The sequence below is a fragment of the Marinobacter subterrani genome (assembly GCF_001045555.1).
GTDB classification, from domain to species: Bacteria; Pseudomonadota; Gammaproteobacteria; order Pseudomonadales; family Oleiphilaceae; genus Marinobacter; species Marinobacter subterrani.
On the sequence record NZ_LFBU01000001.1, the window covers coordinates 2,139,552 to 2,157,096 of the forward strand.

Genomic DNA, 17,545 nt, shown 5'->3' on the forward strand with positions numbered 1-17,545 from the left:
CACTGACAAAGGACTGATCCGCCATGACACTCGCCACCTGGCTGACCGTGGTAACCATCTGCATTCTGGGCGCCATGTCACCCGGGCCCTCGCTGGCACTGGTACTGAAACAGACCCTGACGGGCGGGCGTCGCAACGGTGTGGTGACAGCCCTGTGCCACGGAGTCGGGGTCGGTATCTATGCGTTTCTGAGCATACTTGGGCTGGCGGCAATCATCACCGCCTCTCCCACCGCCTTCTCGATCCTGCAGTGGGGTGGTGCACTCTATCTGGCCTGGCTGGGTGTCAGGGGGCTGATGGCAAGGCAGCAGACCAACGACGACCTGCCCGAGCCGCCAACCACCCGAAGCGCCGCCCGGGATGGTTTTCTCATTGCCTTCTTCAACCCGAAAATCGCGGTGTTTTTTCTGGCCCTGTTCAGCCAGGTGGTCGGCACCGACACCAGTTTGCTCGGCAAGTTCGGTTATGCCGCCACGGCACTGGTCATCGACACCAGCTGGTATCTGATCGTCGCCTGGCTGTTCTCCAACCCGAAATGGCTGGCACTGCTCCGGCAGAAAGCGGTCTGGTTCGAACGCATTTTTGGCGCCATTCTGGTGGGGCTGGCCGGGCGCATGGTGTCGGGCATTCTGAACGGTAAATAACGGGGCCGCCCTGTCAGCCGGCCAGTGAGACAATATCGTGGTATTCGCGGGTCTGGTCCACCCGCTCGGCAACCGGCTCCGCGGCCAGGCTGCAGACTTCATTGACCATCGCTCGGGCCACCGTCGCGGCCTCGATGCCCCGGTATTTTTCCAGGGGCCCGATCAGCGCCCGGTTGATCAGCGGCATGGCCTTGATGCCCAGGGCCTCCGCGCGACGCTGCTCCCTGCGATCACCCAGTAGCAGGCTGGGGTGGTAAATGGCGAGGTATGGGTAGCCGAGCTCGCGCACCGCATCCTCAAGCTCCCCTTTCACCCGGTTGTAAAAAATGGTTGAAGACGACGAGGCGCCGATGGCCGACATCAGAATAAACGCCCTCGCCCCCTGCGACCTGCCAAGTTCCGCCGCTTTCAGGGGATAGCCCAGGTCCGCCTCTCGGAATGCGGACTGGGAGCCGGCCTTGTTGATGGTCGTTCCAAGGCAGCAGACAATCACATCCACCTTGAACAGATCCGCATGATCCGCCATCCGGCCAAAGTCGATTTCATGCTGCTCCAGTTTCTCGTGCAGGGTCGGCAATTGATGGCGGACCAGCGCAACCACGCGGGAAACCTCGTCTTTGGCCAGCAAACCTTCCAGCACCTTGCCACCGGTAAGCCCCGTAGCACCCAATAGCATCACGTTCATAGCAACCTCTCCCCTGGCAAACCAGTCCCCATCCTATCAAAGACCCGCGGCAACAGGCGCGTCGTTCCGCGGACGTTCAGGGTCGGACGGTGGGAGCTGAGCTACCGGCCGGGCAAAAAAAACACCGGGCAGGGCCCGGTGCAAAAACTGACAACAGATCGTCAGATGGGAGCAATTCAGGCCGCGTCAGTCGCTGACCGGGCCCTCCTTCATGGCCGCCTGCATGCGCCGGCGCAGAATCGGCCCCACCAGTGCAGGCAGTACCAGGCCAAGGCCGGCTACCAGCCAGAACCCGATCGCCAGCGGGCTGGACCACAGCACCATCCAGTCACCGTCGGAGATAATCAGCGCATGACCGAGGTTTTTCTCCATTTCCGGGCCTAGCAGAAGGCCGAGAATGATCGGCACCAGGGGAATGTCCAGCTTGCGCAGGAAGTAGCCAGCCACACCAAAGGCCACCATGAAGTAAAGATCAAAGGTGCTGTGACTGATCGAGTAAACCCCCACGAACGCCACCATGGTTACGATGGGCAGCAGGTACATGGGCGGTATCGATAGCAGCCTGACGAAAATACCCACCATCGGGATATTCAGCACCAGCAGCAGCACGTTGCCAATCAGCAGCGCGGCGATCACGCCCCAGACTATATCGGCGTTCTGGGTGAACATCAGCGGGCCCGGCGTCACGTTCAGGGAGATCAGCATCGCCAGCAGCACGGCGGTGGTGCCACTGCCCGGCACACCCAGGGTGAGCATGGGCACCAGCGCACCGGATGAAGCGCCATTGTTACCCGCCTCTGGCGCTACCACGCCACGGATATCACCTTTGCCAAAATTGCCTTTCCGGCCTACCACCTGCTTCTCCAGGGTGTAAGCGATAAAACTGCCCAGAGAGGCGCCGGCGCCAGGCAGAACACCGGCAATAAAGCCAAGAACGCCGCCCCGCAATTGAGTCGGAATGGTGCTGACCAGTTCCCGGAAGCTCAAGGTCAGCTTGCCCACGATCATCTTTTTGCGGCCGCCGCCCATGCGGGCCTCAACAAAGAACAGCAGTTCGGAGATGGCGAACAGGCCGACGATGGCCAGGATGAAGTCAATGCCCTCGTACAGCTCCAGAATACCGAAGGTGTAGCGCTGGGTACCGGTTGCGATATCAATACCGACGGTGGAGATCATGATGCCCAGGGTCGCTGCAATCACCGTTTTCATGGGGTTTTTACCGGTGATACCACCAAGGGTCGCAAACGCCAGCATGAACAGCGCAAAGTACTCCGCCGGGCCGAACGTCAGGGCAAATTTCGCCAGTATCGGGGCCAGCATGATCAGGCCGATGGTACCGATCAGGCCACCAGTGAACGACGCCACGGCGGAAATGGCCAGGGCATCCGCCGCCCGGCCTTGCTGCGCCATCGGATAGCCATCCAGGCAGGTCATCATGGCCGGCTCATCACCCGGGATGTTCAACAGGATCGAGGAAATCCGCCCGCCGTACATGGCACCGGCATACACCGAGGTCAGCAGGATCATCGCGGTTTCCGGCGGTAAACCCAGGGTGAATGCCAGCGGAATCATGATGGCAACACCGTTGGCCGGGCCCAGGCCCGGCAAACAGCCAATCAGGGTGCCCACAAAGGCGCCGAACAGCGCGTACATCAGGTTGTAGGGGGTCAGCGCAACGGCAAACCCATCCATCAGAAAGCCAAGGGTTTCCATCAGTTCACCTCCAGCAGGCCGCCGGGCAGACTCAGATCCAGGCCGTAATTAAACAGCAGGAACACCACAACGGCACTGATCAGACCGGTCAGAAAGGCCCGCAGCGGCGAACCACCCATGCGCCAGCTGAGGGTACCCACCGCCAGGGTGGTGGAAATCACGAATCCCAGGGGCTCCAGCAGCAGGGTGTACACCACCAGTACCACCAGCGAAATCATCAGCTCCAGGAGGGATTTGCCCACCGGCCAGTGCGCGTCCGGATCCGGCTTGATCATCAAGTACAGGCTGCCCGCCACCAGCACTACCGAAAGGATGGTCGGGAAGGTTTCCGGGCCAACCCCTTCGGCACCGCCGAACGGCTCGGGCCACTGTTGGGCGGCCCAGCCATAGGCCACGGCGAGGACCAAAAGGCCCAGGCCGAGGATTCGATCACCAGCACCTGTCATTTCAGCAATCCGATATCACGGGACAGTTGCTCAATTTCCTGAACCTGCTTGTGGACAAACTCGCCAAACTTGTCCGCAGGCGGATGGAATGGAATCAGGCCATTGCTTTTCATGACCTTCTTCCACTCTTCGCTGGCGTACAGGGTGTCGATGGCATTGACCCAGTACTCCTTGGCCGCCTCATCAGCGCCCTTGGGCATGTAGAAGCCGCGCCAGTTCGGACCAACGGAATCGATACCCTGCTCCTGGGCTGTCGGAATATCACTGAACTTGCCGGGCAGGCGCTCTTCGGCGAGAACAGCCAGCACTCGCAAGTCGCCGGACTCCATGAAGCCGGTGGCTTCCGAAATATCCCCGGTAAAGGCATCGACCTGGCCGCCGACCACCTGGGTCATGGCCTCGCCACCGTTGTTGTAGGACAGATAGGGAATGCGCGGCAGATCATCTACGCCAGCGGCTTTGGCGGTAATCAGCACCTTCAGGTGATCCCAGCCACCCCGGGCACTGCCACCGGCAAACTTGACCGACCGGGGGTCGGCACTGACGGCCGCCATCAGGTCTTTGAGGTTCTTGTATTCAGAATCCTTGCCTACGGCGATGACGCCATAATCGGCACCCAGCGCGCCCACCCAGGTCACCATATCGGCGTTCATGCCCGGGAACTGTTTCTGGGCCAGGCGGGTGGTGGTGGCGGTGGAGGCCGCAACCAGCAATTCATTCTCTTCGGCCCGTTTGCTCACGGTGTGGGCGTAGGCAACACCGCCGCCGGCGCCGGCCATATTGACGGTTTGCACGCTACCATCAACCAGGCCAAGCTCCTGCATCACATTGCCCGCGCTCCGGCAGGTAAAGTCCCAGCCGCCGCCAGGATCAGACGGTGCGATACATTCAACTTTCCCGGTTGGCTCCCAGGCCAGGGCAGACATACTGACGGCGGCCGCCGCCACAAAAGACAGGGTACGTTTGATCAACATTGTGTTACCTCATGCTTGTTGTTGTGTTCGCTCCCGAGGCAGGCCTGTTGGCAAGGCCGATGGGGCGACTCGCAACCAGATTAAAAGCAGGCGGGCGTAATCTTGAAGTTTGTGGGCGTATCGCCTTTAAAGAACCTAATGACCGTTTTGTGCATAAAGTTCACGGGCAATCATTGCCGGTGTGCTTTACCCTGTGCAGCAAACGACAACAACACCAGCAGTCCGTGCCGTGCTCAGAAAGACCAAGCTTAAAACCCGGATGATTCTCACCCTCGGGCTCGTCGGAACTTTGCAGACGATCCTCATTGGCGTGTTTGCCGGTTACTACCTGAGTGAATCCCTGTACGACGAGATCGGCCAGCGGGCCCTGATGGTGGCCAAGACGGTGGCCGCCACACCGGCTGTCATTTCCGGCATCCAGAGCCGCGATGTGGCCGGCCTGAACAAACTGGCCGCCCGGCTGGCGGAAACCAATGAGGCGCTGTTCATCGTGATCGGTGATCACAATGCCATCCGCCTCGCACACCCCGACCCGGCCCGGCTGGGTCACTCCATGGCCGACGACGACGGCGATTATGGCCGCAAGGCTCTGGTCCACGGCCAGGCGTATGTCGCCAGGGCCCTGGGCAGCCTGGGTGAGTCCATGCGAGGCAAGGCGCCAGTGGTGGTGCCAGCCACCGGCGAGATCATCGGCATCGTGTCGGTGGGCTACAGCCTGGCCCAGGTTGAAGCGACCATCGAACGCTACAATTTTGTACTCTACGGTGTGATCAGCGTAATGCTGATGATCAGCATCGTCGCCGCCATCGTGATTGCCGGCCGGTTCAAGCGCGCCATTTTTGGCCTCGAGCCGGAAGAAATCGCCCGGCTGTTCCAGGAGCGGGACGCTACCTTGCAGTCGGTGCGCGAGGGCATTATTGCCATTAACCGCGAGGGGCTGATCACCACGGTCAACCGGACCGCCCTGGACACCCTGGGGCTGGACCCGGAAACGCCCCTGGCCGGGCAACCCATCCTCTCTGTTCTGCCGGAAAGTGACCTGCTGTCGGTGCTGACATCCGGCACTCCGGATTTCGACCGGGAGGTGTGGCTGCGGGGCCGGCAGATGATCGTGAACCGGCTCCCGGTTCGTGAAGGCAGCGACATCATCGGCGTCGTGGCCAGCTTCCGGCTGCGGGATGAGGTCGACCAGGTCAGCCGCCAGCTCACCCGCATCCAGCAATACGCGGACACCCTGCGCAGCCAGACCCATGAGTACTCCAACAAACTGCACACCATTGCCGGCCTGATCCAGATTGGCGCCACTGATGAAGCACTGGCACTGATTGGCAGCGAAGTAAGCGACCACCAGGCACTGATTCACCTGTTGCTGGACGCCGTGCCAGATCCGGTGGTTGCAGGATGCCTGCTGGGCAAATACAACCGGGCCCGAGAGATGGGCCTGCACCTGGACATCGACCCTGACAGCCAGATGGCCGACATTCCCGAACGGCTGCCCCGGGACCAGCTGGTCAGTGCGCTTGGCAACCTGATTGACAACGCGCTGGAAGCAAGCCGGTCCCACACCGGCGAAGGGGGGCGGGTGCAACTCTCGATGACCGATCTCGGGCAGGAACTGATCTTCGAGGTGGAAGACCAGGGCCCCGGCATTCCCGAGGCAGCCCAGCACAAAATCTTCGAGAAGGGCTTCAGCAGCAAGGAGGGCAATGAACACGGTATCGGGTTATACCTCGTCCGGCTGTTCCTCAATCGCTGGGGGGGCTCGGTCACCGTTGAAAACCTGTCCGCAGGCGGCAGCCGCTTTACTCTATACTTACCCAAAACGCCGGAAGCGAGGACGCCCAGTTGATTCCCATTCGACTCCTGATCATCGAAGATGACCGCAAAATTGCGGAGATTCAGCGGCGATTCGTGGAGCGCCTGGAACAGGTCGAACTCTGCGGCATCGCCCATACCCTGGCCGATGCCAGGGACCAGATTGATGTGCTGGCACCGGACCTGATCCTGCTGGATGTGTACTTTCCGGACGGCAATGGCCTGGAGCTGTTACGGGAACTGCGCGCCACCGACAGCGGCAGTGATGTCATCCTGATCACCGCCGCCAAGGAAGTCGAAACCCTGCGCAGCGCTCTGCGTGGCGGTGTGTTCGACTACATCCTCAAGCCGTTGGTCTTCGAGCGCCTGCAGGAAGCCGTGACCCGCTACCGGGAGCACCTGGAGCGGCTCTCCGGCCTGCAGCAGGTGGCCCAGAAGGAAGTGGATGCCCTGCTCCCCAGAAATACAGGGGACGACAGCCGAAGGTCAGACTCACGCCTGCCCAAGGGCATTGATGGCCTGACCCTGGACAAGATCCGGGAAGTGATGGCCGACGGCAGCCACCGCAGTGCCGAGGAAGTAGGCGGCGCCATCGGAGCCTCGCGCACCACCGCCCGCCGTTACCTGGAATATCTGGTGGGCGCCGGCGAACTGTCGGCGGAAGTCACCTACGGTAGTGTCGGGCGGCCGGAACGACGATACTGTGCCAACACACACTAATCGTGAAGATACCGGAGTCTCGCTTGAAGTCACTGATCCTCGGTCTCCTGGCCCTCACCCTGCTCACCGGCTGCCAGGAGTCACCCACCGGCCGAAACCGGCTGGCCCTGGTGCCTGATGCCGTCATGGCCGATATGGGCCAGGACGGCTTCGTGCAGATGAAGCAACAGAACCCGGTGATTACCCGGCCGGATATCATCCGCAGGGTACAATGCATTACCCGGGAACTGCTGGCTGCCGCCGAAGCGCAGTACCCCAGTGCCCCCATGCCGGAGTCCTGGGAAGTTGCCGTGTTCGACAACGCCACGCCCAATGCCTTCGCCCTGCCGGGGGGTAAAATCGGGGTGCACTCCGGACTGCTTCGGGTGGCTGAAAACGAGGCGCAACTGGCCGCTGTCATCGGCCATGAAATCGCCCACGTACTGGCAAGCCACGGCAACGAGCGGCTGACCCAGCAACTGGGCCTGGAAGCAGGCATGATGCTGGTGGGCCTGTTCACAGAAGGTGAAATCGCGGAAGACCAGATCCAGCAGGCCCTGGGTATTGGCGCTCAGTTGGGCATTACCCTGCCCTTCAGCCGTGCCCACGAGGAAGAAGCGGACCTGATGGGCCTGAAGATCATGGCCCGGGCCGGATTTGCGCCAGAGCAGAGTGTCCGGTTATGGCAGAACATGGCGCAGGCGTCAGGTGCGCAGCCTATGGAGTTTCTCTCCACCCATCCCAACCACGACAGCCGGATTGAGTCACTCAGAAGTCGGATGAGCACCGCCAATGAGCTGTTCAGCCAGGTAAAGCCAGCCAACTGCCAGATCTGATTGCCAGGCAGTCAGCGTAAAATTGACTATCATCAATAACAGCGGCCAAAGAAGAAGTGAGGCACTGCCCATGGTGGAGCACTTACCCTGCCCGGACGGCCTCCGGTTACTGCTTACCCCGAACCATTCCATGAGCTGGCGCGGCAACCTCCGGATCTGGCTTGGCCTGTTTGCCATTTCTGCCGGCATTGCCACGGGTTTCAGTCTCGCCGGGGCCTGGGTGATCATGCCGTTTGCCGGCCTGGAACTGATTGCCCTGGCGTCGGGCATCTACCTGACATCCCGGCAATGCCAGCGTCGGGAAGTGCTTACCATTGACGAGACCGACATTCACATCGAGAAGGGCATGAGACGGAAGCACTCGGAGTGGACCCTGCCGAGACCCTATGCCCGGCTCCGGCTGAATGCGCCACCGCACCCCTTTGCGCCGGCCAAGCTTGCGCTCACCCATCGGGATACCTGCGTACCACTGGGACAATTCCTCAACATTGACGACACTGCGATTCTCGTCGAACTTCTCGAAGCCCGTGGCGTGGCGATAGAACGCAAAGAGCCCGATCCGCAGATCGGGCTCTGGTTCTGAGGCTTGCCCGGAAGCTATTTCAGGGGGCGGGTCTGCTTACGGGCCAGAACGTAGTAGACCAGACTGATAACACCACAGGCTACCAGGATCCAGCCGGCGCCCTCGGCCATGTCGGTATCCCCACTTCCGAGCCCGATCAGCACCACGATACCAATGATGATGCTGTAGATGGCTGCCGCAAACAGAATGATCAGGCTTTTGCGTGGTTCGTGCTTCACTACCGTTTTCGGATCTTCCATAGTCGGTTCTCCAGTTCAGTCGATGCGCGAGCAGGCTGAAAACACCTGCCTTTTTGTGCAACGCTCTACTGGAGAATGTAGGTCATTTCCTGATCATTCAAGGCCTTGTGGCATAGTCGATAACGCTTATGTATTTGTCTCGGCGACCCTTTTACTCGTAGCTGGCCACGATCTTTTCGATGTCGCCGGCCTTTCGGGCCTCATCCAGCGCCTTCTGGAGGTCTGCCACAATAGCGGGGTCCGTGTTGGTGCTGAAGGCGAGGTACATTGGCGTTTCCCGGAATACCAGCACCGGTTTCAGGCCGGTAATGCCATGCTCTTCCTTTGCCACCAGTGGCCCTACCAGGCCGTCAGTCACCCACAGATCTGCCTGCCCCAGCGTCAGGCGACGGGGATTCACATCACCCGATACATCCATAACAACGTTGAAGCCCTGGCTAACCAGGTACTCGGACATGACATCGCCCTTGTAGCCGGCAATTTTCAAACCCTTGGCATCCTCCAGAGAATCCAGTTTGATGTCAGAGTCAGGAGCGGCGAACAGGGTCCATTTGATCGATGCCAGCGGGCCCACCCACTGAAACAGATCTTCCCGTTCCTCGGTGCGGGCCGTGCAGAATAGTCCATGATTCTCTCGACCCTGAACCCAGTTGTAGGCGTAGCTCCAGGCCCGCATCTTCATTACATAGTCATAATCCACCCGCGCCAGCATGGCCTTGACCATATCGGTACAGATGCCGGTGATGTCGTCTTCATTGTGGGCGAAATTCTTTCCGGATTCAGAGGCATTATATGGGGGGTAGTTTTCGGTAAAAATATAAAGGCGTTCTGCGGCAAAGGCCGTCTGGCCAAGCGTTGCCAGGGCCAGAATCAAGGCACCGGACTTAACGGCTTTCATGATCATTGAGGAGAGAGCGGCAGGTTCAGTGGGCATTCTTTTGTCCTTTCGGAGATTCAGGTGAAGTAAAGATCAAGCGCCTGGAATCAGTTAACCGATACCATGGCCAACAACATGGTTGCAAAAGCGACACTCTGGCACAAAATGACAGCCATTGTGGTTGCTTTTGCCAGTAAAGGCCATGATTAACCTTTCGGCAAAAAAAGTCAGTGACAAAACGTATCCGGAATCCCGGCGGCCGCCTCACCCGCATCCCCCGTGCTGACCACGGTAGGCCCGATCACCCTCAGGCTTCCTCTGGAACAGGTCACGTCCAGTGGCGTTTTGGTGACCACATCGCCATCCGCCGTCACGGTTTTCGGCTTTGTCGTCTGCACCGAGCAATGCTGACCTTTCATGTGGATGATGGTGCTGGTGCGGCTGGGCGCCCGCTTACTGAGCCGAACCATCAGGAAGGTAAACAGGAGCTGAAAAACCGGCCGGGGCCGCACTGCGATGACATCCAGTTGGCCGTCGTTGGCGGAGGCCTCCGGAATTTCATTGCCGCCGCCAAAAAAAGCTCCGCTGGCTACGGCAATAGTCAGCCATCGCCCGGAGACCACGCCCTTTTCGCAGCGGATCGTCGCACGGAAGCCGCGTTTGGCATCCAGCCTGCGCAGCAATTCCAGACCGTAAGTGAATCGCCCGAAAAACTTCTTCCCGGCGCCTCCGGACTCCCGGGCAGGCAGGGTGCCAAAACCCACGTGGGCCACGTTGAGGAAGATACCCTCACCATAGTCCGCCACGTCCACCGTTTGCGTGGTGCCGCTGGCGATCAGTTCACACAGGTCCTCCGGCCGGGACGGAAGGTCAAGATTCCGGGCGAAATCGTTGGCGGTGCCGGACGGCAGAATGGCCAGGGTGGCGCCTTTTTCCCGGCACAGGCGGGCGGCCATATTCACCGACCCGTCACCGCCGGCGATGATCACCGTATCCTGCTCCCGAATCTGCGCTTCCCAACCTGTTTCTTCAAAATCACAGCATTCAGGGTTTCGGATGCCAGCGTCGGCCAGATGCGCCAGCCAGAACTCCCGGTCTCGCTCGCCATCACCCGCTTTGGGGTTGCACACCAGCCAGTAGGTCATTGCGCTTGTCTCTCCCTTGACATGAGATTCGGGGTACGTTGCCATAGCCATTCCCTCACAATAGCGAAGAAAAAGGCAAGTACCATGGATTTTGTCAGGACACCGGAAGACCGATTTGAACGCCTGCTGGATTATCCCTTTGAACCGCACTACGTGGAGCTGGGCGGCCTGCGCATGCACTTTGTGGATGAGGGCCCGACGGACGCCAACCCGGTTCTCATGATGCACGGAGAACCGTCCTGGTCCTACCTCTACCGCCATATGATTCCCGTGTGTGCAGCGGCCGGCCATAGGGTTATTGCGCCAGACCTGATCGGTTTCGGCAAATCCGACAAACCAACCACCATGGACGCCTACTCCTACCAACAGCATATGGACTGGATGCAGGCATTCATTGATAAACTGGAGTTGAACAATATCACCCTGGTCTGCCAGGACTGGGGATCGCTTCTCGGCCTGCGGCTCGCGGCGGAAAACCCGGACCGTTTCCGGGCCATCGTGGTCGGCAACGGAATGCTGCCCACCGGAGACCAGAAAGCGCCGCCGGCGTTCAAGGTCTGGAAGAACTTTGCGCTGCACAGTCCCTGGTTCCCGATTGCCCGGATTATCAATACCGGATCCTTCCGCAAACTCGGTCCGGATGAGCTGCGAGCCTATGACGCGCCCTTTCCGGGCAAGAAATACAAGGCCGGCGCCCGCGCCTTCCCACGTTTGGTGCCGATGCATCCCGACGACCCGGCGAGCGAGGCCAACCGGAATGCCTGGAAGGTTTTGGAGCGTTGGGAAAAACCGTTTCTCACAACCTTCAGCAATGGCGACCCGATAACTCGCGGGGGTGATGCCTACATGCAAAAGCGGATTCCGGGCGCCAGAGACCAGCCCCATGTAACCCTGAAAGGCGGGCATTTCCTGCAGGAAGATTCGCCGGTCGCCTTTGCCCGGGCGATCAACAATCTGCTGGCCACGCTGTCCTGAAAGCCAACCTCAGTTCTGGCCGGCCGGTACCCGGAGCCGGTAGTGCCAGGACGACCAGCTATACAGGCCGAGGGCAATCCAGATCACCAGGAAGCTGGCCAACTGGACTTCGCTCAGGGGTTCTCCGAAGACCAGCAGGGCAATCAGGAACTGTAACGTCGGGTTGATATACATCAGGAAGCCGATGGTCGCCAGTCTCAGACGACGGGCCGCGCCGGCAAACAGCAGCAGGGGTATGGCCGTAACCATGCCGCTGGCCATCAGCAGGGCGCCAATATAGGCACTGTCGCCGAAGTGGGAGATGCCCTCACCCACCAGCCAGCCGAAGGTCAGAAGACCCAGCGGCAACAGCAGCATGGTTTCCACGAACAGGCCGGACAGGCCATCCAGAACCACCTGCTTGCGAACCAGCCCGTAGGTGCCGAAGCTGCAGGCCAGCACCAGCGAAATCCAGGGCAGCTCACCCAGGAGGACCAACTGGATCAGGATGCCAATACCGGCAAGAATCACCGCCGCCATCTGCCAGGGTCCCATGCGCTCACGGAGCACCAGCATGCCCAGGGCAACGTTGACCAGCGGGGTCAGGAAATAGCCGAGACTGGCCTGCAGCACATGGCGGGTTTCCACCGCATAAATGTAGACTCCCCAGTTGATGGCAATAAGCACCGCGCAGGCCAGTACCCGCCAGAGCTGGGCTGGATTGCCAAGGGCCGCCCTGACCGCCTGCCAGCGCCGCAAGCCGCTGATGACCAGGGCCAGGAAAACACAGGACCAGATAATCCGGTGAATCAGGACCTCATACGCCGGCACCCCTTCGAACAGGGCAAAGAACAGGGGGAAACAGCCCCAGATGGTGTAGGCGCTCAGGCCATACCAGACGCCTTTGGTCACTTCCGTCATGTGTTCTCGACTCCTGGGGATCCTTGTCAAGCCGGTTTTTTCTGGGTAACCACCAGAGCCACACCGACAATCGCAATCAGCCCGCCGGTCATGGCGAGCCCGCCAAGACGCTCCTCAAACAACAGCCAGGCCTCAAGCGCAGTGACCGGCGGCACCAGGTAAAACAGGCTGGCGACCTGTGATGCCGCACCCCGGCGGATTAACCACATCAACAGCAGGACAGCGCCGATGGATAACCCGATCACCAGCCAGGCCATGGACAGCTTGAGTTGCAGGCTCCACTCCACCTCCCGGGTTTCCAGGGCGAAGGCTCCGAGTGCAAACAGGGCGGCGGCTGCCGCAAATTGAATCAGCGTGCCCGCCACCAGATCCGCGCCGGTGCCATGGCGCTTCTGGTAGACGGTGCCCATGGATATGCCGGCAAGGGCGAACGCTGCCCAGAGCAGGCTCCAGGGCGAGAAGCCCGGGGCCTGGCTGTTGATTCCGAACTTTTCGACAAGCACCAGAGCCACGCCCACCAGGCCCAGGACAAGCCCGAGCCACTGCCGGGCGCTGACCGCCTCCTTGAGGATCACCACAGCCGCCGCTGCCGTCACCAGGGGCTGCAGGCCCACGATCAGGGAAACGATACCGGACGCCATGCCATCCTGGATCGCGTAGTACACGCCGCCGAGGTAACAGCCATGCACCAGCATCCCGGTAACCGCAAGATGGCCGGCAGCCCGCCAGCCCGGCCAGCGGGTTTTCATGATCCAGGCCAGCCCGGCCAGCAATACCAGGGTCAGCAGCATGCGGATCAGCAGCAGCGTAAACGGCTCAGCAAACGGCAGACCGTATTTGGCGCCGATGAAACCGGTACTCCACAGCCAGACGAACAGTGCTGGCACAAAAAACGAGTAGAACAGTGAGGGCATGGAACTCAACCGGGGTCGATGTATCTGTCAGTCAGCTTACTTTATAAGTTAGCAGGCAAACAAAACAGATACAGAAAACCGGTTTCACGACCAGTACAGTTGGTCAGCGGCCGATGCCGGGGAGACGGACTTCGATAGGGGGCTCATCCAGGTGCCAACGCCCGTCCCAGGTGACTTCCGGCACCCCACCGGGCCTGGGCTCGATGGTTATCGATAGGGTTCCGAAACTGGTCGGCGCCGGGCCGAAGCGGATCGGTTTATCCTGCTCCAGCCAGCGCGGGGGAATGCCCGCACAGAGAATCAGGCGGTCGCCCTCCTCCCGCACAAAGCAGTTACGCACCATCAGCACCCACTCGGCCGAGGCCCAGACATGGTGCCCGTCGCCCATGCAGCCGCCCCCGGTACCGGGGTGAATAGCCTCTGGCCACTGCCCGGTGGGCGATGCCAGCCTGGCCACCGCGTCCATAAGGCCAAGGAAGCGGGGGTCACCGGCCCGCAGGAGCACCTGGGCGACATGCAGGGTCAGGTAGGCGTTCAGGCCGGAGTGGATCATGTCCTGGTAAAACGCGCCTTTCACGAAGCACTTTTCCAGCAGGAATTCGGCACAGTCCAGCAGCCGTGGATCGTCCGGTCGGCACAACTGGGTGGGATAGCCCATCGCCAGTGAACCGATGGCACCGGCATCCAGACGCCGATAGGGAGAAGCCGGCATGCCTGGCCGCTTCAGGCGCTGTTCACAGGTTGCCAGGCTGCGGTCAACGGTCTGGGTGAACTCCCGGGCACTGGCACCGAAATGCTCGCTGGCTTCCCGGTCAACCGGCCTGAGCAGCGTCTCGGCGGCTTTCAGGCCGGCGATTCCCCAGAAATCGTCCCAGTAGTAATAGTCGTTAGGCCCGAGGTGTTCGGCACTGAAGCCCGCGGGCAACAGGCCGGCATGAGGCTTGTCGAGGGTATCACTCAGGCGCTTGTGCTCGATCCAGCGCGCGCCCTTGCGCACCGGCTCCCGCCACTCCAGGTGCAGGGGCCGGCCGGTCAGTTCGTGGAAGCGCCGTAGAATCCAGAGCACCTCGCCATTGGCATCCCACTCCCCTTCCTGGGAGCGGAAATAGCCGTTTTGCAGCTGCCGGTCGGGGAACTGGGACAGCGCCCGTTCGGCCCGGTCGGTCAGGCCGGCACAGAGCAGGGCATGAATAATGAACGCGGCGTCGCGGAACCAGAACCGCTTGTAGGTATAGGGCCCCGGGTAGACGTCTTCCGGGGAATGCAGCACCAGGGAGTGCAGGGCCGCATCGTAGAGAAATTGCCAGGACTCATCCGGGCACTCCAGCCGGGCATGGCCCTTCAGGGCGGATGGCCAGCCGTCGGCGCGAACCGCCAGCGCGGTGTCGTCTGCCAGCGGAACGGTCACCGTGAGCTCGGAGGTTTCTCCGGCCCGTAACGGAAACAGCGCCGCCGCTGTTACCATACCCACGTTGCACAGCCCCTGGCTCTGGTCCTCCTTGTCCAGGAGATGAATCCGGACATCGCCCTGCCGGTAGTCCGAAACATGATGCCGGGTGGCGGGGCGGCTGAAGAACACGGTCTGCTTTCCGTCAATGGTCCAGGCATTGCGCTGCTCAGACAGCCTGACCCGATGGATAAAACTGATGCCCTCCGGGTTGGCGGGGCGCAGGGCGAGTACCAGATTGCCGGATATGTCTGAACGGGCCGTCACCGCCAGTTCACACACCGGCCGGCCGTTTTCCACCACCACCCGGGAACGAGTGGTGAGCGTCAGGCCATCGAGTTCGGAATCGGTCACGATGCACGGGCCACCGGCAAGCTCCTGGTGTTGTCGGGCGGTCTTGCTGCGCGAAGGCAGAAGGCAGCGACCGTCGTCAGCCAGCACCCAGGCATCCAGCGACCAGCTGTCAAGGAATGGTGTCAGCAGCCCCCGGGGATCAACAACCGGCAATTCGGCCACGTCCGGCTGCCCGATGGCGGTCCAGTTACGGTTACTCAGGTTGATATGGGTAATGGAAAACGCCCGGGGTATGAACGCTACATCCTCCGGGTCAAACTGCCGCTCAATCCAGTAGGGCCAGACCCAGTCGAGGTTGTGCTGGATTACCCGGCTGTTGATCAGCCCCCGGGCATGGAACACCACCCCGGCCCGGAGCAGTTCAATCGGCTCGCCAACCTCTGATGGCTGGGCAAAGCTGTGCAGTTTCCCCAGCAGCGCAATCGGATCGAGAAAGCCGTGGCGATGGGCCATGCGTTTGACCAGATAGCGCCATGGCAACCACTTCATCCAGCTCATTCACGCGGCTCCTTTTCCGTTGGCTCGGTCTCAACCCTATACCGGGCCAGTGCCCGGCGGGCGAGGCGATTGAGAAACACCACCGCGATGACACTGCCCACGAATCCGGCACCGTAAATCGCCCATTCCAGCGGCGTTCGGCCAGACTCCCGCGCACCCATGGTCGACAGGTCTGCGGCGAGCGAGCCCAGGTAGACGTTGTGAAGCGAGAACGGAATAACGCCGAGGAACGTACCCGCAACAAAACCGCCAAAAGAAAAATTCGTGAGCCCGAACAGAAAGTTGGACAGCTTGCCCGGGAAGAAGGGAATCAGCCGCGTCAGCAGCACAATTTTCCAGCCATGGGGCGCCATCTCGTTGTTCACCACGGCGAGCCGGGCCCGTTTGCGGATATACACGTGGGCGTGTTCACCGAGAAAGTACCGGGCAATCAGGAACGCCAACGCAGCGCCGATGGTGGTTCCGACCACCACATAGGTAGTGCCCTCCAGTACCCCGAACACGAACCCGGCGCCCGTAGTCAGCAGTACGCCCGGGAGCAGAAGCACCACGGCAAGCACCATGATGCCGATGAACAGAACCGCCGCCCAGAGCCCCTGGCTATCGAACCAACGCAACAGATCCAGGACCTGTTGGTGAACCCCAAGCGCATAGAGCAGGCCAACGATCAGCCCGACGCCGGCGATGCTGCCACCCATCCACAGCAGAGGTGATGTTTTCCAGTTACCCATGCTTCCACCCTAACGCGGGAACGCACCGGGGCTCAAAGGATCGGGCAGACACCCGCCTGTTTCAGGGGTTGCTGAGAATCGCCTGGAGCTTCTGGGTCAGCTCCACCGCCTCCGCCCCGAGCGACGTCAGGTAGCCACCGTCCCTCTGGCTGATCAACCCTTTGGCATACAGGTTCTCCGCGGCCGTTACGGTTTCCGGCGCCGCCGAATGGGCGTGCACCTTAAGCCCTTCCTGAGTCGAGGTGGACGGGAACTGGCCCAGGAGATTGAGTTCCGCAAGGTGATCAACAGAGAATGGCATGGCATTTCCTCGTATTATGGTCGGGGTTTACATTCAGCATAGCCGATTCACACCATGAAGCTTTCCCGAATTATCAGCAACCGGAATGATATCAGCCGCAAGCAGGCCAACTGGCTGATTGCCTCTGGCCGGGTGGCGGTGAATGATGTCACCTGCCGGGAACCGGCTGCCGAGGTTAACCGGTTTTCGAGCGTTACCCTTAACGGACAGACCCTGCAGGCTGGCGAACCCTGCCATTACCTCATGCTCCATAAACCGGCGGGCTACCTGAGTGCAACCCTTGATGCGACCCACACAACGGTCATGGAACTGATCGCCCCGGAATTGCATCCGGACCTGCACATCGCCGGCCGGCTCGACCGCGCCAGCACCGGGTTGCTGATTCTCACCAATGACGGCGCCTGGTCGAGGCAACTGACCGAGCCCCGGATAAAAATCCCGAAAGTCTATCGGGTAACCACCGAGCACCCGATCGCACCGGAGACACAGGCGCGCTTTATCGAAGGCATCTGGTTTGCATTCGAGCAACTGACCACCTCACCGGCGCAACTGGACATCCTGGCGCCCCGTGAAGCGCGGGTAACCATCTACGAAGGCCGCTACCATCAGGTGAAGCGCATGTTCCATGCCGTCGGCAACCGTGTTACCTCGCTGCACCGGGAAAGCATGGGCGGCATTGAGCTGGACAGCAACCTGCCTCCGGGCGCCTACCGCGCGCTGACACCGGGTGAGATCCGGTCAATCCACTGAAAACCGGAACGCCTCTCCC

General features: G+C 60.8%; 19 protein-coding genes. 7 read left to right on the top strand and 12 right to left on the bottom strand.

Annotation, left to right across the window (positions count from 1 at the left end; translation table 11 throughout):
- Nucleotides 1-23 precede the first annotated feature (23 nt).
- On the top strand, nt 24-644 hold the full coding sequence (locus tag msub_RS10060) for a LysE family translocator (protein ID WP_048495895.1): 621 nt from the start codon (nt 24-26) through the stop codon (nt 642-644).
- A 13-nt stretch (nt 645-657) separates the two neighbouring features.
- Here msub_RS10060 and msub_RS10065 read toward each other — a convergent pair whose 3' ends face one another.
- From msub_RS10065 to msub_RS10080, 4 genes are all read right to left on the bottom strand, one after another.
- Nucleotides 658-1,329 carry an NAD(P)H-binding protein gene (locus msub_RS10065; protein ID WP_048495896.1) on the bottom strand — a complete coding sequence of 224 codons (672 nt, stop codon included), beginning with the start codon at nt 1,327-1,329 and terminating at the stop codon, nt 658-660.
- A 186-nt stretch (nt 1,330-1,515) separates the two neighbouring features.
- The gene (locus msub_RS10070) at nt 1,516-3,042 is read right to left on the bottom strand and encodes a tripartite tricarboxylate transporter permease (protein ID WP_048495897.1); all 1,527 of its coding nucleotides are present in this window, start codon (nt 3,040-3,042) and stop codon (nt 1,516-1,518) included.
- The gene (locus msub_RS10075) at nt 3,042-3,488 is read right to left on the bottom strand and encodes a tripartite tricarboxylate transporter TctB family protein (protein ID WP_048495898.1); all 447 of its coding nucleotides are present in this window, start codon (nt 3,486-3,488) and stop codon (nt 3,042-3,044) included. Before msub_RS10075 ends, msub_RS10070 begins: the two co-directional genes overlap by 1 nt.
- Nucleotides 3,485-4,462 carry a Bug family tripartite tricarboxylate transporter substrate binding protein gene (locus tag msub_RS10080; RefSeq protein ID WP_048495899.1) on the bottom strand — a complete coding sequence of 326 codons (978 nt, stop codon included), beginning with the start codon at nt 4,460-4,462 and terminating at the stop codon, nt 3,485-3,487. Before msub_RS10080 ends, msub_RS10075 begins: the two co-directional genes overlap by 4 nt.
- Nucleotides 4,463-4,691: 229 nt before the next feature.
- Here msub_RS10080 and msub_RS10085 point away from each other — a divergent pair, with 229 nt between their 5' ends.
- The 4 genes from msub_RS10085 (at nt 4,692) to msub_RS10100 (ending at nt 8,395) form a co-directional block, all read left to right on the top strand.
- Nucleotides 4,692-6,311 carry an ATP-binding protein gene (locus msub_RS10085; protein ID WP_227506695.1) on the top strand — a complete coding sequence of 540 codons (1,620 nt, stop codon included), beginning with the start codon at nt 4,692-4,694 and terminating at the stop codon, nt 6,309-6,311.
- A complete protein-coding gene (locus msub_RS10090) occupies nt 6,308-6,997 on the top strand; it encodes a response regulator (RefSeq protein ID WP_048495901.1) in 690 nt (229 codons plus the stop codon). The genes msub_RS10085 and msub_RS10090 overlap by 4 nt, the downstream gene beginning before the upstream one ends.
- Before the next feature lie 23 nt (nt 6,998-7,020).
- A complete protein-coding gene (locus tag msub_RS10095; protein ID WP_048495902.1) occupies nt 7,021-7,812 on the top strand; it encodes a M48 family metallopeptidase in 792 nt (263 codons plus the stop codon).
- Nucleotides 7,813-7,882: 70 nt separating this feature from the next.
- On the top strand, nt 7,883-8,395 hold the full coding sequence (locus msub_RS10100) for a DUF2244 domain-containing protein (protein WP_048495903.1): 513 nt from the start codon (nt 7,883-7,885) through the stop codon (nt 8,393-8,395).
- A 14-nt stretch (nt 8,396-8,409) separates the two neighbouring features.
- Here msub_RS10100 and msub_RS10105 read toward each other — a convergent pair whose 3' ends face one another.
- The 3 genes from msub_RS10105 to msub_RS10115 form a co-directional block, all read right to left on the bottom strand.
- Complete coding sequence (locus msub_RS10105; RefSeq protein WP_048495904.1) at nt 8,410-8,634, bottom strand: hypothetical protein; 225 nt, start codon at nt 8,632-8,634, stop codon at nt 8,410-8,412.
- 151 nt (nt 8,635-8,785) lie between these two features.
- Nucleotides 8,786-9,568, bottom strand: coding sequence for a substrate-binding periplasmic protein (locus msub_RS10110; RefSeq protein WP_048495905.1), 783 nt, complete (start codon nt 9,566-9,568; stop codon nt 8,786-8,788).
- Nucleotides 9,569-9,738: 170 nt separating this feature from the next.
- Nucleotides 9,739-10,656 (bottom strand): diacylglycerol/lipid kinase family protein, encoded by a 918-nt coding sequence (locus tag msub_RS10115; protein WP_048495906.1) that lies wholly within the window; start codon nt 10,654-10,656, stop codon nt 9,739-9,741.
- Nucleotides 10,657-10,740: 84 nt separating this feature from the next.
- On the opposite strand from msub_RS10115, the gene msub_RS10120 reads away from it, so the two are divergent.
- Nucleotides 10,741-11,631 (top strand): haloalkane dehalogenase, encoded by an 891-nt coding sequence (locus msub_RS10120; protein WP_048495907.1) that lies wholly within the window; start codon nt 10,741-10,743, stop codon nt 11,629-11,631.
- A gap of 9 nt (nt 11,632-11,640) precedes the next feature.
- On the opposite strand, the gene rarD is transcribed toward msub_RS10120, so the two are convergent.
- The 5 genes from rarD to msub_RS10145 all read right to left on the bottom strand — a co-directional run bounded on the left by rarD (nt 11,641) and on the right by msub_RS10145 (nt 16,776).
- Nucleotides 11,641-12,531 carry an EamA family transporter RarD gene (rarD, locus tag msub_RS10125; RefSeq protein ID WP_048495908.1) on the bottom strand — a complete coding sequence of 297 codons (891 nt, stop codon included), beginning with the start codon at nt 12,529-12,531 and terminating at the stop codon, nt 11,641-11,643.
- Nucleotides 12,532-12,557: 26 nt separating this feature from the next.
- On the bottom strand, nt 12,558-13,445 hold the full coding sequence (locus msub_RS10130) for a DMT family transporter (protein WP_048495909.1): 888 nt from the start codon (nt 13,443-13,445) through the stop codon (nt 12,558-12,560).
- Between the two features lie 103 nt (nt 13,446-13,548).
- On the bottom strand, nt 13,549-15,744 hold the full coding sequence (locus msub_RS10135; RefSeq protein WP_048495910.1) for a hypothetical protein: 2,196 nt from the start codon (nt 15,742-15,744) through the stop codon (nt 13,549-13,551).
- The gene (locus msub_RS10140) at nt 15,741-16,475 is read right to left on the bottom strand and encodes a TVP38/TMEM64 family protein (protein WP_048495911.1); all 735 of its coding nucleotides are present in this window, start codon (nt 16,473-16,475) and stop codon (nt 15,741-15,743) included. The genes msub_RS10135 and msub_RS10140 overlap by 4 nt, the downstream gene beginning before the upstream one ends.
- A 61-nt stretch (nt 16,476-16,536) precedes the next feature.
- The gene (locus tag msub_RS10145; RefSeq protein WP_048495912.1) at nt 16,537-16,776 is read right to left on the bottom strand and encodes a TIGR02647 family protein; all 240 of its coding nucleotides are present in this window, start codon (nt 16,774-16,776) and stop codon (nt 16,537-16,539) included.
- A 54-nt stretch (nt 16,777-16,830) separates the two neighbouring features.
- Here msub_RS10145 and msub_RS10150 point away from each other — a divergent pair, with 54 nt between their 5' ends.
- Nucleotides 16,831-17,526 (top strand): pseudouridine synthase, encoded by a 696-nt coding sequence (locus tag msub_RS10150; RefSeq protein WP_048495913.1) that lies wholly within the window; start codon nt 16,831-16,833, stop codon nt 17,524-17,526.
- Nucleotides 17,527-17,545: the final 19 nt, after the last annotated feature.